General features: G+C 68.9%; 13 protein-coding genes and 5 pseudogenes. 2 read left to right on the top strand and 16 right to left on the bottom strand.

The window, feature by feature from the left end; translation table 11 throughout:
• The 3 genes and pseudogenes from J7E94_RS33465 to J7E94_RS33460 form a co-directional block, all read right to left on the bottom strand.
• Window positions 1–201 (bottom strand): annotated as a pseudogene (locus J7E94_RS33465) (hypothetical protein); the annotation flags it as partial.
• A 269-nt stretch (window positions 202–470) separates the two neighbouring features.
• Window positions 471–590: pseudogene (locus tag J7E94_RS35220) on the bottom strand (N-acetyltransferase family protein); the annotation flags it as partial.
• 750 nt (window positions 591–1,340) lie between these two features.
• Window positions 1,341–2,414, bottom strand: a complete 1,074-nt coding sequence (locus J7E94_RS33460; protein ID WP_251057616.1) for an amidase domain-containing protein — start codon at window positions 2,412–2,414, stop codon at window positions 1,341–1,343.
• A gap of 526 nt (window positions 2,415–2,940) precedes the next feature.
• Between J7E94_RS33460 and J7E94_RS33455 the strand changes: the two genes are divergently transcribed.
• On the top strand, window positions 2,941–4,884 hold the full coding sequence (locus J7E94_RS33455) for a transglycosylase domain-containing protein (RefSeq protein WP_215020587.1): 1,944 nt from the start codon (window positions 2,941–2,943) through the stop codon (window positions 4,882–4,884).
• Window positions 4,885–4,949: 65 nt separating this feature from the next.
• Here J7E94_RS33455 and J7E94_RS33450 read toward each other — a convergent pair whose 3' ends face one another.
• The 13 genes and pseudogenes from J7E94_RS33450 to J7E94_RS33390 form a co-directional block, all read right to left on the bottom strand.
• Complete coding sequence (locus J7E94_RS33450) at window positions 4,950–6,263, bottom strand: hypothetical protein (RefSeq protein ID WP_374224531.1); 1,314 nt, start codon at window positions 6,261–6,263, stop codon at window positions 4,950–4,952.
• 120 nt (window positions 6,264–6,383) lie between these two features.
• Window positions 6,384–6,568, bottom strand: a pseudogene (locus J7E94_RS33445) (RacP protein); the annotation flags it as partial.
• Window positions 6,569–6,570: 2 nt separating this feature from the next.
• Window positions 6,571–6,672: pseudogene (locus tag J7E94_RS33440) on the bottom strand (DUF6192 family protein); the annotation flags it as partial.
• A 295-nt stretch (window positions 6,673–6,967) separates the two neighbouring features.
• Window positions 6,968–7,555 (bottom strand): hypothetical protein, encoded by a 588-nt coding sequence (locus tag J7E94_RS33435; RefSeq protein ID WP_215020583.1) that lies wholly within the window; start codon window positions 7,553–7,555, stop codon window positions 6,968–6,970.
• A 1,127-nt stretch (window positions 7,556–8,682) separates the two neighbouring features.
• Complete coding sequence (locus J7E94_RS33430; RefSeq protein ID WP_215020582.1) at window positions 8,683–9,276, bottom strand: DinB family protein; 594 nt, start codon at window positions 9,274–9,276, stop codon at window positions 8,683–8,685.
• Between the two features lie 736 nt (window positions 9,277–10,012).
• Entirely contained in the window at window positions 10,013–10,714 is a 702-nt protein-coding gene (locus tag J7E94_RS33425; protein ID WP_215020581.1) for a 2-phosphosulfolactate phosphatase, read from the bottom strand.
• Between the two features lie 137 nt (window positions 10,715–10,851).
• Window positions 10,852–11,526 (bottom strand): annotated as a pseudogene (locus tag J7E94_RS33420) (transposase); the annotation flags it as partial.
• Between the two features lie 549 nt (window positions 11,527–12,075).
• Complete coding sequence (locus J7E94_RS33415; protein WP_215020580.1) at window positions 12,076–12,993, bottom strand: alpha/beta fold hydrolase; 918 nt, start codon at window positions 12,991–12,993, stop codon at window positions 12,076–12,078.
• A gap of 46 nt (window positions 12,994–13,039) precedes the next feature.
• Entirely contained in the window at window positions 13,040–13,327 is a 288-nt protein-coding gene (locus J7E94_RS33410; protein ID WP_215020579.1) for an acyl carrier protein, read from the bottom strand.
• Complete coding sequence (locus J7E94_RS33405) at window positions 13,324–14,313, bottom strand: beta-ketoacyl-ACP synthase III (protein WP_308345633.1); 990 nt, start codon at window positions 14,311–14,313, stop codon at window positions 13,324–13,326. Before J7E94_RS33405 ends, J7E94_RS33410 begins: the two co-directional genes overlap by 4 nt.
• 214 nt (window positions 14,314–14,527) lie before the next feature.
• Entirely contained in the window at window positions 14,528–14,773 is a 246-nt protein-coding gene (locus J7E94_RS33400; RefSeq protein WP_215020577.1) for a hypothetical protein, read from the bottom strand.
• Between the two features lie 362 nt (window positions 14,774–15,135).
• Window positions 15,136–16,032 carry an alpha/beta hydrolase gene (locus tag J7E94_RS33395; protein WP_251057615.1) on the bottom strand — a complete coding sequence of 299 codons (897 nt, stop codon included), beginning with the start codon at window positions 16,030–16,032 and terminating at the stop codon, window positions 15,136–15,138.
• A 528-nt stretch (window positions 16,033–16,560) separates the two neighbouring features.
• Complete coding sequence (locus J7E94_RS33390; RefSeq protein WP_215020576.1) at window positions 16,561–17,121, bottom strand: quercetin 2,3-dioxygenase; 561 nt, start codon at window positions 17,119–17,121, stop codon at window positions 16,561–16,563.
• Between the two features lie 146 nt (window positions 17,122–17,267).
• On the opposite strand from J7E94_RS33390, the gene J7E94_RS33385 reads away from it, so the two are divergent.
• Entirely contained in the window at window positions 17,268–17,711 is a 444-nt protein-coding gene (locus tag J7E94_RS33385) for a MarR family winged helix-turn-helix transcriptional regulator (protein WP_215020575.1), read from the top strand.
• Window positions 17,712–18,151: the final 440 nt, after the last annotated feature.

The following is an 18,151-nucleotide window of genomic DNA, read 5'->3' as shown; positions in this document are numbered from 1 at the left end:
TGACAAAAGCATTAGGAGGTGGGCGGCCTTGTCGCGACGCAGTCTCACCTGCTGCTCCAGTCGCCAGAGGCTCGTCTCGAAGGCTTGGTGCACGGCCTGCTCCCCGGGGTCGTGGTCGTGTCCCTGGTCGAAGGACGACAGGCACACCGTCACCTCGCTGGCTCCGTTGCCGAGCTGTTGAGCGACGCTGAAGGTGTGCATGGCGGCGACGGTGTGGTTGTCGATGTTGTGGGTTGAAAACGACCCCGGCGGCCGTAGGCCGCCGGGGTTTCGTGGTCATGGTGCCGGCTTCCTCTTCATTCTGTCGCGACGGTTTCGGTGATGGCGGGGCGGGCCGAGGACTCGTCCACGATGCTCTTCTCCTCGGTGAAGGCGGCGATCAGGGACTGCCAGGCGATGTTGTTGATGGAGCGGGGCAGGCCGCGGCCGGTGTTGTGGATGAGGTCGACGGCGTCGTCGGAGAAGAGGGGGAAGCCCGCGCGCTCGTGGAGGGCGAGGCTGGCGGTGTTCTCGGGGAAGACGCCGGACTGGATCGCCCAGACGCCCGCCGCTTCGGTGGAGTCGATCAGCGCGCTCAGGAGGGCACCGGGCGCAGTACGGGAGCTGAACCCTGTCCGTACTGCCGCCGGACCTGCCGCGCCTGCGGACGCTGGTCACCCACCTGCGCGGCGAGCTGGACCGCGCTGAGCGCGCTGAGCGCGTAACGCGGTTCGAAGCCCGCCAGCGCGCTGCTGGTCAGCCGATGGCGGTTTCGGCGATCTCCGGGGCCGGGGTGCCCGTGCGCTTGGCCCAGGTCTGGACGGTGACGGCCAGGGCGAGGGCGGCACCGTCGGTGACATGGCAGCCGCCGTGCTGGGCGATCAGGCGCTGGCGGCTGCGGTGCGCGCGGCTCTCGCGGGCCAGGCCCAGGACATCGGTCGCGCCCGCTCGCCGCGCCAGTGCCCGGCGGGAGAGCGGTATGGGCCCGCAGGTCGGCGGGGGCGCCGCCGGTCGTGGTCGACCAGGTGTCCAGAAGGCTGAGCGCCAGGCCGATGCAGGGGTCGTAGGCTGACGGCCCAGTGGCGAAGCCCCGCCCGGACGTGTCGGCGCCCCGGCCAGACCTTGCGCCGAATTCGGACGGGGACGCCGCGGGTGTTTCCGTGGCCACGACGCCCGGCTGGCACCGCATGCTCAGCCCCGCCAGGTTTCTTCCACCGCTTCGCTGAGCTGGCGGCGCGTCAGCCAGGGGCTCAGCAGTGCCAGGCGGGCGGCGCTGGACCGTGTGACGGGCCCCGTTGCCGCATGAACCGGCTTCTCCCTGCCGCGAGGATCTCGCGGCAGGGAGAAGCCGAAAGGCGCCGTCAGGTACGGTACGCGTAGTATGTCGCATTCGGGTAGGACGCGATGATGCTCGCGAGCGACTTCCGGTACGTGTTGGTGGAGTGGTAGGTGAGGTACGGCATCCCTGCGCTGCTGCGGTACGTCACCATCATGGAGTGGTCCTTGGACCCGTCCTTGTTGAAGTCCACCTGCACGATGTCGCCGACGTCCGCCTGGTAGACGTTGGCGAGGTTGGCGGCCCGCTGGTTGGACAGCGTGAACCACGCCCACTCGTTCACGCCGACCCAGGAGTCGCTCTGGCGGGAGCCGTCGTACCACCAGTTCCGGTAGTCCGTCGCGGAGCCCGGCACGGGCTTCCAGCCACCCGCCTTCAGCGCCTGGCTGATGAAGTTGGTGCAGTCGCCCCCGGCTCCGTTGAACTTGCGGTACGCCGGGTTGTAGCTGCTCCAGTACTTCTCCGCGTACTTCGCCATGGCCGCGTAGTCGTACGCGCCGCCGGTCTTCGCCTTGGGCTTCGGCGTGGCGGGGTACTTGGTGGACGCTGGCGTGCCGTCCGGGTACTGGTTGCCGTCGTCCTTGACGACGTTCACCGTGGCGGCCACGGGCTCGTTGACCGCGACTGGACCCTTGTCCTGGGAGGTGATCGAGTTCAGCTCCCAGGCACCCCCCGGCTTGCTCGTGAGCGTCAGCTGGTATTTCGTCCCGATGTCCGTGGTCGCCGGCTCGTCCCCCCGGAGCTTCTTGTACGTGAGCGTGGTCTGCTCGGTGACCTGGACGACCGCCTTGCCGCCGGTGACCGTGGCCCGGTCCACGACGACGCGGGTGTCGGCGTCCGTGTACGCCTCGCCGAGTTCCGCCAGCCGCGTCTTGCGGGACCGCAGCGACGCCAGCGCGGCGTCCTCGTCCTTCTTCAGCTTGGCCGACAAGCGCGTCTTCGTGGAAGTCTGAGCCGACTTGCGGTGCTCCGCGTGATCCTCGACCAGTGCCTGCGTGCGCTGGGAGAGCACATCGTCGGCTATGCGGGCGAAGGCATCGGCGGTGGCACGATCGGCCTCGCGGGGTCCGGGAACCGCGGTCGCGGAGTACGCGAGCATGCTTCCGGACACCACGACCACGGTCAGGGCCGCAATGGCGGCGGGCCTGAACCTCTTAGGTATCACTCTGTTTCCCCTTGTCACCCGGTCCACATGAACCGGGGGACGGAATCTTCGCACAACGACGCGGCTGCTTGACTGCGTTCCGCTTTGTCCACGGCCGCCCCCAGGAGTCGCCCCGCAGACCGGGCCGTCCGCCTCCGCTTGATCATCGGAAACCGCCGCCGGCTTCGCCGCTGGATACCGCCCCCTCACACCGGTCTCCCAGCAAATGCATCTAGGGTGTGCGGGAAGCACAGCAAGGGGGCATTCCGGAGTGGGCAGGCAGGATACGGCCGCTGGACGGCAATCGCGGGGCCGGCTGGCGGCTTCGCTGGGCAGCGGCAGGGCCCCGGCGGGCCGCCGGGCGAAGCCCAGGGCGCGCCGCGGGCCCCGAATAACGGCCGGGCGGCTCGGCGCGCTCGCGGCCGCCCTCGAACCGGCCCTGCACACGGGCCTCGCCGCGGCGCGCAAGCAGCTGCGCCGTATGCGCCCCGAATTTCCGAGACCGGGCCGCAGCGGCTGGCGCCGGTGGATACCCTCGCGGCGTCAGTGGCTGGGCGCCTGCCTGTACGCGTTCCTGGGCATGTTGGGCTTCGTCACGATCGCATACGCGATAACGGACATACCCGATGATCTCAACTCATTTGCCAAGCAACAGGACAATATCTATTACTGGGCCGACGGCTCCACGATGGCCCGGACGGGCTGGGTCAGCCGGCAGGAGATGCCGCTGGACAAGGTGCCCCCCAAGGTCCAGGGAGCCGTGCTCGCGGCCGAGAACGCGAGCTTCTACTCGGATCCCGGAGTTTCGCCCTCCGGGGTCCTGCGCGCCGTGCGCGCCGCGGTGACGGGCGGCGAGACCCAGGGCGGGTCCACCATCACGCAGCAGTACGTGAAGAACGCCTATCTGAACCAGGACCGCACCCTGTCCCGGAAGTTCACCGAGCTCCTGCTGGCCGTCAAGCTGGACAACCAGAAGAGCAAGCAGCAGATCCTGCAGGACTACCTCAATACCAGCTGGTTCGGGCGCGGCACGTACGGCATCCAGCGCGCCTCCCAGGCGTACTACGGCAAGGACGTCTCGCAGCTCAACGCCAGCGAGGGCGCTTTCCTCGCCTCCCTCCTCAAGGGCGCCGGGCTGTTCGACCCCACCCTCAGCAAGGAGAACCACGAGCGGGCCGTCGACCGCTGGAACTGGATCCTGGACCGCATGGTCGAGACCGGCCAGCTTTCGCGCGCCGAGCGCGCCACCTACACGAAGTTCCCGGAGCCTTCCAGCACGTCCCTCGTCGGCATCCCCGGCGCGCAGACCGGCTATCTGGTCGAGATGGCCAAGACGTACACGATCAAGGCCGGCCACCTCAAGGAGTCCGATTTCGACCTCGGCGGCTACCAGATCTACACGACCTTCGACCGGGACCGCATGACCGCCCTGACCGCCGCCGTCCAGGGGGCGCAGAAGGACTTCGACGCCGAGCGGCGTCCGGACACCGACAAGCACGCGAAGATCGGCGCGGCGAGCGTCGCCCCGGACGGGCGGCTGCTCGCCGTCTACGGGGGTCCCGACTATCTGAAGCAGGGCTTCAACGAATCGAACGCGACTACGATCCCGGTCGGCACGGCGTTCACGCCGATCGTCTACGCCGCCGCGCTCGACGAAGGGGTGACGCGCACGCGCGGCCAGGCCCGTACGCCCGTCTCCCCCTCCTCCCCCTACGACGGCAATGACCAGGTGACCGTGCAGACGCCCGAGGGCCCGTACTGGGACCGCAGCGGCAAGGTGGTGAAGGGGCGCAACGACGGAGGCCGCAACTGGGGGCAGGTGACCTTGCGCCAGGCCGTGGCCAACTCCGTCAACACCCCGATGCTCCAGCTCGGCCTCGATGTCGGCCTCGACCGGGTGGAGTCGTTCGCCCAGCGCACGGGGCTGCTCGCATCGAGCCTTGGGCCGCGGGTTCCCGGATTCGCGCTCGGGGAGAACTCGACGCCCAGCGCGATCCGGATGGCCGGCGCCTATCAGACCTTCGCCGCCGACGGCATGCACACCGACCCCTACTCGGTGCGCTCGGTCACCCGCAACGGCAGCGCGGTGCCGCTCGACACGCCGAGGCCAACCCGGGCCGTGACGGCCAAGACCGCCCGCGCGGTGACGGACGCCCTGCAGGACGCCGTGACCGAGGGGTCGGCGAAGACGGTGGGCAAGACACACCCCGGCGCGGTGGGCAAAACCGGAAATACCGCCGCGAATACGGCGGGCTGGTTCGTCGGCAGCACCAAGCAGGAGTCCACGGCCGTGGTGGTCTACCGGATGTCGCTGACCGACCTGGTGCCGCTGCCGCTGACCGGGCTGGGGGGCGACGCCCCGGGCACGCCGGGCAGCGAGCGGGCCGTACGCCTGTGGTCCGACTACATCAAAGCCGTGAAGTAGGCCGGACGGCCCGAACGGCCGGGTGCCGCCGGGCCGGTCCGGCGCCCTCGGGCCGCCCGGGCCGGCTACTTGATCAGATCGGTCCAGTCCGGTGCCTGCGCCGGGTCGAGCGTGCGCAGCTGGGCCAGGACCTTCGGGTCCTGGACGTCGAGCCAGTCCGACAGCTCCTTGAACGACACGCAGCGGACTTCCTGGCGCGGGCAGACGTCCTTCATGACGTCCTCCACGGCCTTCATGTAGATGCCGCCGTTCCAGTCCTCGAAGTGGTTGCCGATGAACATGGGTGCCCGGCTGCCGTTGTAGACGCGGTTGAAGCCGTTCATGTACGAGCCCCGGACCTGCGCCTGCCACGCCGCGAACTTCGCCGGGTCGCCCTGGGTACTGTCGCCCGACTGGTTGTAGAGAAAGTTGAAGTCCATGGAGAGGACCTGCACCTCCTTGCCCTGCAGCGGCACGAGCTGGAGGGGGAAGTTCCATATGCCGTCCAGCTTGGACGGCCACAGCTGGAAGTCGCCCGAGGAGCTCGCGTCGTAGCGCCAGCCGTACGGCTTGATCGCGGTCAGGAGGTTCTTCTGGCCCTCCAGGCAGGGCGCGCGCCCGCCGACCACTTCCCGGTCCGGGTCGAAGGGCAGGGGCGCTTCCTTGGTGAAGCCGGTGTTGGTCTTCCAGTTCTTGATGAACGAGTACGTCTGGTCGATCTCGCTCTTCCATTCGGCGGCGCTCCAGTCCCCGCCGCCCTTGGGCCCGCAGAAGTGCCCGTTGAAGTGCGAACCGATCTCGTCGCCGTCGGCCCAGGCGCCGCGCAGCTGCTCCAGGGTGGACTTCACGTGCGGGACGGTCGGGTACGAGATGGCGGCCGAACCCGGGGAGTGCTGCGGCGGCCGGTAGAGCATCTTCTTGCTCTCCGGCAGCAGGTACATGCCCGTGAGGAAGAAGGTCATGTGGGCCTTGTTCTCCTTGGCCACCTGACGGAAGTGCGAGAAGAGGTGGTCGTCGCCCTCCAGGGCGCCGTCCCAGGAGAACACCACGAACTGCGGCGGCTTCTCGCCGGGCTTGAGCTTCTCGGGCTTGAGCTGTCCCGGCTGCGGCCCGGTGTAGGAGGTGGAGCCGTCTCCCAGTACCTTGACCTTGCCGTCCCAGGCCTCCTCCGGCCCCTTCACGGCGGAAGCCGCGCCGCCCGAGGCCCCTAGCTTCGCGTCGCCCCTGGCGGCGTCGGAGGAGCCGCCCAGCGTAAGGGCGTAAGCGGTGGCGGCGGCCCCGCCCACGGTGATCACCGCCATGCCCATGCCCAGGCGGCGGCGGTTGCGCGACTTCCTGCGCGCGTTGCGGGTGCTCCGGGACTCCGCCTTGGCACCCGAAACGATGTCGCTATCGGCCATCGCAGTCGTCCCCCTGATCACCGCAGCCCGGCCGCGCATGGATGGTTCATACGAATATAGAACTTCTCGGCACTCATCCCACACCCCGACCCCCCGAAGCACCTCGCTTGACAAGCAGCTCCCGGCGGCCGCGATCGTGTCCCCCGGGGCGGCCAGCCCCGATCTCACCTGGCTGGGGAGGGATCGCTGACGCGGACGAGCTGGTGGGAGAGGAGTCCGGCCGGCCTGGCCTGGAAGAGGACGATGCGGGCGGTGTCGGCATACCGCAAGGCGGCATCACCCCGGCGCCGTGAGGCCCGGGGCACGACTACTGCCCTCGCAGCAGGCGCGCCAGCTCGTCGACCATGATGACCTTGCCGGTTTCGACGGCTGTCTCGATCCAGTCCAAGGTGGCCCTCACCTTGGCGATGCAAGTGCGGGATGCGAACCAGCGGCGGCAGGTTCGGTCTCTGTCGGCCTGGAAAGCCTCGCGCGCTCCAGCGGCCTACCCAACCGCCAGGTCGCTAGATCACCAACAGCATCCAAAAGGTGAGCCAGAGCCCGAAATCCGACAGCACTGCTGCTCGGAAGATTTCGGCCGCGCTCCAGGACGACGATATGGGGCAGACCCTGATACCAGTCGGCCCGGAGTTGGACGGCCGCCTCCTCGAAGCGGCCTGGGAACGGGTCCGACCGGGGCGAAGCACCCGCCAATGCCACCCGGGTCAGGCGGGCTCGCCGAGGAAGTCCAGCGCCCGGCGGTACTGCTCTTCCACCCGCTCCAGCCCCTCCGCCTGCTCCGGAAGAACGCGGACGACCTGCTCGTAGAGGGCCAGGGCCTCCCTGCCCAGCCGGTTGATCTCCCCCCACGCGCTCGGGCCCTCGGCCTCAGCCAGCAAGGGACACAACCGCGCCTTCACATCCGCCGCCCACATGGCCACCTCCAGAGGCGTCGGCCACTGTGGGCGCAGCACCGCCTGCCGGGTGGAGTGGTGGACCAGCGCCGCAACCCCTTCCGCAGAGCTGTCCGGCAGCAGCGACTCATACAAGGCCAATGAGGTACGTGCCGCCCGGACCCCTTCAGCGGGAGTACCGGACGCCGCAAGGAATGCCGCATGGTTGTAGAGCACCGATGCCAGAGCCAGCGTGTGGTCGACATCCCCCGGTTCAGCTTCCCGCAACTGCTGCACCGCCTCCAGCGCCTTACTGCTGCTCGCCAAGGCCCGGTCGGGGTAGCCGCGTTGCAGGTACCGGATCGCCATCCGGCTCTCGCGGTCCGCGATCTTTTGCAGTTTCCTTGGACTCGCCGCCATCGGCCCCCCTGCTCCACGGACCGGGAAGGCCCCCGGTCGGTAAGACAACGACTTCTGCGATCACGCGTGGGGCAGCGTAGGCGGCCAGGGCGGTGACACGCTACGGTCCCGCGAGGCTCAACCGTCCTCGTCGAGGCCGTTGCGAGGGCCGGTACGGTTCGGCCCCTGACTTCGTACCCCTACGACGAGGAGGCAGCCGTACGGGACCAGAGGCGACAGGAGAAGGAGCACAAGGCGGCCATGGCCGTAATGGCCGAGTGGACTGCCGTGCCGGACGCGCAGTTGTGCCGGCGTGTCAAGGAGTAGCGGAGTTGGTGCGCGTGATAGACGCGGCGGGAGAACCCGCAGGCGTTCCGCTGCAGACGGTCCGAGAGCCCAGCCCAGCCCGGCGCCCCTGGGCGTCCGGGGACGTCTTTGGAGCTGGTGGTGGCCGGTCAACGCGGTTCCGGTGACCGAGTTCACCGAGGTCTAAGCCAGTACACGCGAACGTGCACAGCTTTGCCGATGCTCGCCGACCGTCACATCGCCGACCGACCTGCCGACGGCTGGTCCGCCGATGACCCGCTCTTGGCGGTGGCCACGGGTGTCCTGGGCCGCCATGCGGGAGTTACCCAGTTCCGGAGCTCTTGCATGGACACCTGCCCGGTCCGCTGGAAGATGCGCTCGCGTCGGTCGGGGTGAAGGAGGTCTTCGCCCGGCACGCCGCCGAGATCACCATGGCGAACACCTCGTCCGTGCTGCCTTGTATCCCGCCCCTGAACCGCCTCCAAGCCGTCGCCTTGGTCGGCATCGTCCGCACTGCAGCCAGGATCGCGCTGGCCACCGCCTCAGGACTGCGGGCGAGCGAGTTGATGGACCTGCGGGTCGGTTGCCGCCGTTCCACTCGGCCTGGCCTGGGCCGTCGTCACCCGCCCCGAGCTGCCAAGCGTCCGCCGGAGACTGGGCCGCCTGCGCTGCCGACGTCGTACGCCGCTCCGATCGACAACAGACGGGGACTGCACCCCCATGACACAGCTCCTCGCGTCATCAATGTGCAGAACGGACGACACCCACATGCGATGGCGTGGGGAGGCAGGCAACAATGCGAGCTACCAAGGCAAGCATCCGCCTCCCCGAACGAACTCCGTTCAGCTCGGCTTGGCCTGGGCCTCCTTGGCGGACGCCTCCAACCTGTTCCAGTACTCCTGGTACCAGGCCTCGTCGCCGCCATCCATGTTGCTGTTGGTCTCCCGCATGCCGACCTTGCCGTCGATCAGCTCGCGGACGATGTCGGCGTGGCCGGCGTGACGGTTCGTCTCGGCCGTCATATGCAGCATGATCCGCTGAAGCGTCACGTCGCCCTTGTCGCCCCACCACGCGACGTGGCCCATCGCATCGAGCGGCAGCGCCTCGATCGTCGCGTCCGCGTGCGCCCAGGCGCGGTGGTAGAGGCCGAGGATGTCCTCGCGCGACTCGTCGGCGGGTGCCCACATGTCCGAGTTGGGCTCGGAGTCCTCCTCGTGCCAGGGGAGGGATTCGTTGTGCGGGCGGCCGAAGGTCGGGCCGAAGTACCCGAGCTCGACGCTGGCGAGGTGCTTGACGAGGCCGAGGAGGTTGGTGCCAGTCGGCGTCAGGGGGCGGCGGACGTCGTACTCGGACAATCCGTCCAGCTTCCAGATGATGGCTTCGCGGGCCGCCTTGAGGTAGCGGTGCAGGTCGTCTTTAGGATCATTGGGCTTCATCGGGCCGAGTCTCGCATCACCTGCCAACAGCGGTCGCGTGCGTTTCCCGGTTCCTCAGAAGGCACAGCCGACGACTGGGCCGTCTACGCCGCGAACCGGCCGTCCCGGGAGCCCCGATGCAGCAGGCATTCGGACAGTTCCGATACCCGACTCCACCATTATCTCGCCCGGACAGAGGTCAACAAGTACGAGAGTGACCGCAACCTCGATCTGGTCCTGACGGAGTTCCGAAACTACCGGCAGGGCATCCTCCCCGTCGGCCCCGGAGCCCGAAGCCTCGCCGAGTTCTTCACCATCATCGACGAGAAGCTCGATCCGGGAGCAGAAACGGCGCCCAGGACACAGCGCAGCGACCGCGACATGCTCAACCTGCTGACCAAACGCGCCAGGTCCTTCACCTCGGCCCGGAGAACTACTGCTGGTTCACCGGCCCATCCCGGGCGCTCTGCCTCAAACCGGCAGCACCCGGACGGCCGATCGGCCCCTGATCGGATGTGTGACTGCGCCCGCTGCCCGCAGGCCACCCACCACCCCTGTCACCGGCCCGGCTAGGCCCTGGCCCGGTTCGCCGCCCAGCACGAGGAGGTCATTCGACTCCGCGAAACCGCCGCCGGCACCACTCGGGTCAGCCGCCTATCGCCAACCCGAACCACCGTCATCGGGACATGCAGCTGATGCCTCATACCCGACCGGATGCTGACTGTCGCATGGCGAGAGAGTGGGACCTCATCAGGAATCAGAGCGAAGCCTCGTCGGTCAGCGAAGGCACGGCGCACGGGCGGAGGACCATGAGCGAGTCTTCCAAGGTCGCCACCATGGCAAAGGGGAACCGGTCGAGCTCAAGACAGAGTGCGACGTCATCGGGATGGACTCCTTGACGCACGCCCTCCGCCAGCTCGGCGGCGGCGCGCGACTCGCCAGCGCGGCGGAGGAACTCAGCTGCGTCCGTCCCAGCCTCGGTGGACCTCCGAGCGATGTATTGAGCGCACGCCAGGTCTTCATCGGCGTGCCCATCCTCACCAGTGACCACGAACGTGACACTGTCACACTTGCGTGTCCGCAAGAGCCGAGCCGTTGCCTCCGCCACCACGAAGCCGGCGCAGAGCACCAGCTGCGCCTCCCTGACCGCAAGGGCGCCGACCGTCCCTGCCGAGGTTTTCTGCACAACGGTCCGTCCGCCAAGGTCAATAGACCGCAGCAGGCCCGGCGAGTTGACGGTGTCGAACCCGGGCGCGGGCGGACCGTCTTTGAGCGCCACCCAACCCGGGTGGCGAGCCTTGAGCGCCAGGGCTCCGTCCAGCGACTCAGCAAGAACGATCTTTTCCGCCCCCTGGCCAAAGGCCCAGGCAGCCACCGTGAAAGCGCGCATGACGTCGACTACGACCGCCACGGACGGGGCTTCGACCAGCTCAGTGATGCCAAGGAAACGAGCGTCCATCCGATCATGATCGGGCATGCCCGATCCGAAGCACTCAGGCAGTGATACGCATCACATCGACGGTCTCGGAATGCAACACCTCCGGCTGCCTGCGCCCGCCAGTACGGTGCGGCGCGAGGGCCTGTGTGATGTCGTGATCAATCGGCTGCCTGCAGCAGGTCTTCGAGCCTGATCATCGAGGCACGGAATTCGAGGCCGGCGAGGTAGCTCTCGGGCGTCTTGTCGAAGCGCGTGGCGATGCCGCGCATCGGCGTCGTGGGTGACGGGTCGGCCGCCTCGGCCGCCTTTCTTCTTGCGGTTGGCAGCCTGGTCCTTCTTCTCCGGGATGACCGCCTTGATATGGCGTTTGCGCAGGTAGGCGCGGTTGGCGCGCGACGAGTACGCCTTGTCCGCTGCGACCGCGCCCGGCCGCGTGCGGGGCCGGCCGACCGGCAGGCGGACGCGGATTTTCTTCAGCACGGCGATGAACTGCGGGCTGTCCGCGGCCTGCCCGGCGGTCAAGACGAACGACAGCGGCCGACGCTTCCGGTCCGCGGCGAGGTGAATCTTGCTGGTCAGCCCGCCGCGGGACCTGCCGAGCAGGGCTTCCTTCAGGCGGAGCCCGCGGCGGCGGCGGACCCGTCGGCGCTCTTCCCGCTCCGACCCGTCTGCGGTGTCGTGCCCGTTCTGTTCCGCTTTGCCGCCCCTTTTTGCCGGGCCCGTTCCTGCTCGGCGGCGGCTTCCTCCAGCGCCTCCAGGAGCTCCTTGTCGACGAGCATCCCGGCGGCGTCCTGGTGGGCGCGGGCGGTCGTGGAGTCCACGCTGATGCGGCTCGGTGGACTGCCGGCCGACGGGACTCACATCCGGTGTTGCCATGCCAGAACGCCGGCCCCGGGGGTACTGCTCGTTCTTGTCCAGGCCGCTGTCCGTACGCCCCGCTGCGGGGCGGTGGCACAAGCCGGGGAGACACCTCATGAACTGGGCGTACTGGATCAGCGGACTCATGCTCACGTTCCTGGCCCCCTTGGGCCTGGCCTGCTTCCGGACGGTGGCTAAGGGCCGCTGACGACATCTTTGACGCGCTCACGCCGAACTGGCGCAGCGCATCTACCCTCGGGGCGGATGGACCGCGATGGGCAGGACTATTTGCGGCGGCAGTCCCAAGACCAGCCCGGCTAAGGCGGTTCACGGAGGCGGGTTGTCGCGCGCGGGCTGATACTCCCCATCCGGGAGCACGGCAAGATGCCCCAGAAAACGGTCTTCTCGGAGCTGCCTCGTCCTTTCTTCAGACGATACGGGCGAGGTTCGCCCCGGAACAGAGCGGTTCTCGCTGGACCCTGTGTCGAGTGGGTCCGTCACCGCGCGGTGACGGACCCAAACACTCAGGCCGGCACGGTGGCCTCAGCGTAGGCGAGGGGCGGAGTGCAGTAGCTCAGGCCGTTCAGCGGGAGGTCGTGAATGAAGCGGATTACCAGGTCGGCGTATTCGGCTTCACGTTCGAGATGGGCCATGTGGTCTGCGTTTTTGATCATCAGGCATGTTGAGCCGCTGATGGTGGCCGCGACGGCGCGGTTTTGATCGGGTGTGCTGACATTGTCGTGCTCGCCGGTGAACACGAGCGCGGGGAGGCCGTGGAGGCCGCCGGGCGGGTACAGGTCCTGGTCGAGCAGCGGCCGGTGGTAGGCGATGTAGCGGCTGGCTGCACCGGCTTGTTCGACGAAGTAGCGGTGGAGCATGCGCCTGACGGCCGGAGCCATGGGGACTTGGTCGGCTCGGTCGGTGTTCACCAGTACGTCGGCCATGCGTCGCGCGCACATGTCGTCGGCCGCCCGGTCCAGGGCAAGGTCGCCGGTGGGGCCGGGCCGGGTCGCCAGGTCCCGTACCAGGGAGGCCATGGCGGGCCCCAGGCTGGGAGTGGCGCCCGCCAGGAGGAGGCGGGCGATACGGCCGGGGTGGGCGCGGGCCACACGGTAGGCGATGGGCGCGCCGTAGGAGACGCCCAGGAGGTTGACGCATGGTAGGCCAAGTTGGTCGAGAGTGTGGCGGACGCCTTCGACGAAGGTGTCGAAGCCGTGGTCGGTGGAGTCCGGTGCGTCATCGAGGCAGGGCAGCTGCGGGATGATCATGGTGGTGTGCTCGGTGACGCGACGCTCCAGGCGCGGCCAGCCGCGGACGTCCTGCATGGCCCAGCCCAGCACGAGGACAGGCTCGGTCGTCGGGGTCTGCTGCGGTGCCACGGTGCGGCAGAGGTAGGGCACGCCCTGCCATGTCAGGCTCAGGATTTTCTCGTCCGTTGCCATGGGGAGACAACACCTCCGGGTCGGGATGGGGATGCGGCGGATGCTGTCAGCTGGATCGGGTGGCGGCCTGTTTGGCCACCAGGTCGACCAGGGCGGCGACAGTGGAGGTCCGGGCGAGTGCACTCTCCGGGATGAACAGGCCCAGCCTGTCTTCCAGCGTCATGGACAGCACTGTCAGTGCCATCGAGTCGATGCCCGCTTGTGCTTGGGAGGCGTCCGGAGTGATAGGGCCCGGGGGTAGGGCGGCGCTGTGGACCAGGATGTCTTTGATGAACGGAAAGTCGATCACGACCGGGGTGTCGTGCCTGTCCGTTGTGGTCGAGAGCTCGCTCATGAGATGGCCTCCATGTCTTCAGGCCACACCAAGGTGGTGGCCGCCCAGGTGAAACCCGCGCCGAATGCTGCCACCAGGACCCGGTGACCGGCTGCGAGGTCTCCCTCATCCGTGGAATGCGCCAGCAGCAGGGGGATGGACGCCGCTGATGTGTTGCCGACGCGCGCAATGTTGGATGGCACGCGGGCCAGTGGAATGCCCAGGGTGTCGGCCACCGATTTGCCGATGAGCGCGTTGGCTTGGTGGACGACCAGCCGGTCGACGTCCTGCATGGTCCATCCGGCCGCGGCGGCGGCCTCTCGCGCCACCTGGCTCATGCGGCCTACCGCGTGGCGGAACGTCTCCTGGCCCCGCATGCGTACGCAGCGCTCGGAGTGGGCCGCTGCAGGCCCGGTCACGGGCCGCCTGGAGCCCCCCGCGGGAATGTAGATCGCGTCGAAATGCTCGCCGTCACTGCCCCAGGCGACCGGCCCCAGCGCCCCGGACTCGCCTGCACGGCCGACCGCGAGGACAACCGCGCCTGCCCCGTCGCCGAAGATCGGTGCTGTGGACCGATCGGTCGGATCAACCGCCGAGGACATCGCCTCGGCCCCCACCACCAAAACGGTCCGGCACGTGCCCGCTTGGATCAGGCCCGCCGCCACGGTGGTCGCGTAGACGAAGCCGGAGCAGCCCGCGGCGACATCGAACGCGGGGACCTGGCGCAGCCCGAGCCGGTGGGCCACCGCCGGCGCGGTACCGGGCACCGGGTGGTCGGGAGTCGAAGTGGCCAGCACCACGGCGTCGACGTGTTCCACCCCCGCCGACTTCATCGCCCTCAGCCCCGCCTCCACCGCCATGTCGCTGGTAGCCGTTCCCGGGTCCGCCGCATGCCGTGACGCGATACCGATCCGCGTCCTGATCCACTCATCGGAGGTGTCCAGGCTCGCGCAGAGTTCGGCGTTGGCCACCCGGCGGGGCGGCAACCAAGACCCCAGACCGACCATCCGGGCTACGACACCCGTCCCCGAATACGACGCTGCCCCTGCAAGACTCATGTAACTCACCGTATCGGATCGCTACACAGGGTGTCTGCCTGCTCGGCGGCATCACCCGATCACCCCAGCACGCCCGCCGCCCGTCACACCGTCCATCGTTCCGGGAACGGTGAGTGGCTGAGCAGGACTTCGACCAACCGGTGCGACACCGCAGCACGTCAACTCAAGGATCTGCAATTCGCCCGACTCGGGCACCACGACGGGTGGTGGGGCGGACGGCGGTGTGCTCGGCGAGGTAGTTGACGAGCAGCCAGCCACATCCGCCAGCTCCGTTGGTGTGCGGCGGGCGGCTCTGGGGCCGAACGGGACTGGTGTCGGTGACGTCGATGTCGATGTCGATGTCGATGTCGATGTCGATGTCGATGTCGATGTCGATGTCGATGTCGATGTCGATCGCATCCTCGTCCAAGGCCAGATGCGGAGCGCACGGGCCTCGGGTGCGGCGACGGACAGGTACTTGGCGGAGCGTCACTTTTTGCGGCCAGGCTGCAAGGCGTACGCAGTCTCACGCGAACCCGCCGGCCTCCGACAGCATCCGAAGGCCGTCAGCTTCGGCGTACAGGGGTCGGTGAGCAGACGCAGGTCACTGCGTGGGTACGAACGCGAGCGAAGGAACCACCGGTTCGCCCCGGGCGTCGGCACTGCGACGCTCGGGCGAACCGTGGCGAGAACGCCGGTTGCCCCGGCGTCAGTTCATTGCTGCCGCGTCCGCCACGACGCCCTCTGCCTCTTGTATGAGGGCGTCGCGGCCGGTGGCTACGAGTGTGCCGGTCAGTGCGGGGTCGCAGTGCAGGTGCGGGCGAAGTCCACCGAAGTGGCGAAGCACTGCTCGACGTCCCCATCCGGCAGGCCGGCCCACCCGTGGTCCGCTCCCGGGACGGGACGGAAGTCGACATGGGCGCCCGCCTCACGCAAAGCGGCAGCGAGCTGCTCGCCTTGGGCGAGGGGGATCGCGGCGTCGTCGGTGCCGTGGAGGATGAGGAACGGCGGCGCGTCGGCGGTGACGTGGGCGACCGGGCTGGCCGCGCGGGCGCGGTCGGGCGCATCGGCGATCGGCGCTCCGATCAGCAGGGCCTCGCGGGTGGTGGGATCGGCGGAGTCGTAGGAGCCGGGGCGGGACTGGCGGGGCAGGGTGGTCAGGTCGGTGGGCCCGTACCAGGCGATGCAGCCGCTGACCGGTGCGGTGAGGGCGAGCAGGGCGGCGAGGTGGGCGCCGGCGGATTCGCCCCAGCACACGGTCCGGCCGGTGTCCAGGCCGAGTTCATCGGCTCGGGCGTTCAGCCAGGCCAGGGCTTCGGTGACGTCCTCCAATTGGGCCGGGTAGATGGCTTCGCCGCTGAGCCGGTAGTCGAGGCTGGCGACGGCGAACCCGGCCCGCGCGATGCGGGCGAACGGGTCCGGACGCCAGTGGCGGAAGCACGGTCCCATGTCCGTACGTGTGCCCGCACGCCAGCCGCCGCCGTGGATGTAGACGATGACCGGCAGCGGGCCCTGCGACTCGTCGGGCAGCCACAGATCGAGTTCGAGGGGCCGCACCCCCTGCGGGCGGGCGTAGACGGCGCCGCGCAGCAGCCGTACGCCTGAGGCGGGATGTGCGGCGGGCGGCAGCGGCAACTGCGCTGGCGCGGGCGGAGCGAGGAACGCGGCGAGGTCGGGCGTCATCGGCATGGATTCCTCTTTCCGGCCAGGTGGTTTGCGAGTGGTGTGGGTTTGAGGGACCGTCAGGGGGGCCGTCGGCGAGCGCGCGGGCCTGCGCTTGTGCCTCAATGACGGCGGGAGAGAACGGAGGCGCGTTGGGGAGCCGCCTTCTTGGGGCAGGCGGGCCGCAGGGCTTCGGGCGCGTCCGGCGGCGGGTCAGTCGGCCACCAAGCGCCGTGGCCGCGCGCTCGCCGAGGCCGACGCCCAGCAGCCCGGTCAGGCCGAGCAGGGTCGGTGCGGGCGCGGTAAGGCCCAGAGCCCAGCAGACGGCGCCCATCACCAAACCCGCGGTGAAGAAGACCGTGGCCCGGCCCGCGAAAACTACCGGGCGCGACCGGCGCAGGGCGGTCACAGCGACCTCAGGACGGTCTGCCCGACGACCATGCCGAGCAGGCCGAACAGCGCCACGGCAGGGGAGCGGGGCCTTCACCCAAAGCACCGTGTACAGGACGCCGGCCAGCGCCCCGGTCAGCAGCATGTGCACGTACGCCGCCGAGGTCAGCTCTCGGTGCGCCACTGGTGGTCGGGCAGGAACCGCACGTCGTACTGCTGCGGTACGGTGCCGAACTTGTGCGGCTCGGGCACGTACGGCTCCCGCGGCAGGCCGAGTTCCTCGGTGGGGGTGCCGAGGTTCTCGAAGAACCGCTCGAAGGTGCCGCCCGGTCCTGCGGCCACGCCGACGACCCGGCTGTGGTGGCGCTCGATGCGGTACGCGTGCGGGCAGTTCTTCGGTACGAAGCCGAAGTCACCGGTGGTGAGCAGCTTCTCGTACTGCTCGCCCTCCAGGTCTTCCGCGAACAGCCGTACCGCGCCGTCGGTGATGTAGAAGACCTCGTAGGTGTCGGAGTGGAGGTGGGCCGGGATGATCTCGCCCTTGGGGCCCTCGACGGTGAAGAAGTTGAAGGCGTTCTCGGTCTGCTCGCCACCGGCGTAGACGGTGACCAAGTCGGTGAACAGGTGGGCGCGGTCGCCCATGCCCTTCTCGACGAAGTAGGGCTTGCCGGGCTCGGCGGGTATGTGCGAGTGCGAGCGGTAACGACGGGCGAACTCCATGGTCATGGAAAACCTCCGGCACGATACGGTGATTGATGTCAGGCTACCTGACATTAGGGTGATGGCAACCCTCCGGCGCCGTGCGCCTGCCCGCCCGATCGGGGACATTGCCGTGCTGTTGCTATGCTCGAACCCCCGTCCCCCGAGGAGTCATGACCACCCCCGCACGGAACCTGCCCCAGCTGCTCGTCGAGGCCAAGCGCTGGTTCGACGACGCGTTGCTGGCCAGCATGCGGGCCGCTGGCGAACAGCCGGTGACCGTGGCCCAGGCCGCCGTCTTCGCCACCCTCGACGACGAGGGCACCACGGTCTCCGAGCTCGCCCGCCGGATCGGCGTCACACGGCAGACCGCCCACCAGGCCGTGCACGGCCTCATCACGATGGGGCTGCTGGAACAGATCCCCGACCCTGCCTCCGCCCGCAGCCGCCTGATCCACGCCACTGCCGAAGGCGTCCGTGTTCACCGACGCGCCCAGGCCACCCTCGCCGTCATCGAAGACGTCCTCGCCGAACGCATCGGCATCGCCGCCGTAAGTGCGCTGCGTGAGGTGCTGACCACGCCCATGGGGGAACCACCCCTGGTGCAGGCGCCCTGACGCACGCGACCCCGGCCGTACGCCGGGAGTTGGCCGGCCCCGGCGTCCAGGGGGTTGCAGCCCCTTGCCGTCGGCCGTGATGGTGCACATCAGGTGGTTCAGGTGACAGCGCATCACCGCGGTCAGGTCGAAGGAAAGCCCGCCGGCCAGCCACTGGAGCCGCAGCCCGGCGTCGAGCGCCGCGCAATCGCGGGCGATGGCCTCAGGGTCCAGCCCCTGCTTGAGTTCGCCGGTCTCGGCCCCGGCATGCAACCTGTCCGCCCAGTGAGCTCTTTCAGAGCGGTCACCGATCGGGTGATGGGCGAGTGGTTCGGGATCGGTGCAGAACGGACGAGGCACACTCGTGTGGATCTCACGAGCCACCGCCGCAGAGGACTGGCTGGGTGGACCGGTCCTGGGTGTCGGTGGGGTGGTCAGTCGGTCCTACGTTGTTGGTGGGT

Source organism: Streptomyces sp. ISL-94 (genome assembly GCF_018614075.1).
Taxonomy (GTDB): domain Bacteria; phylum Actinomycetota; class Actinomycetes; order Streptomycetales; family Streptomycetaceae; genus Streptomyces.
This window is presented reverse-complemented; position numbering and strand designations above follow the sequence as displayed.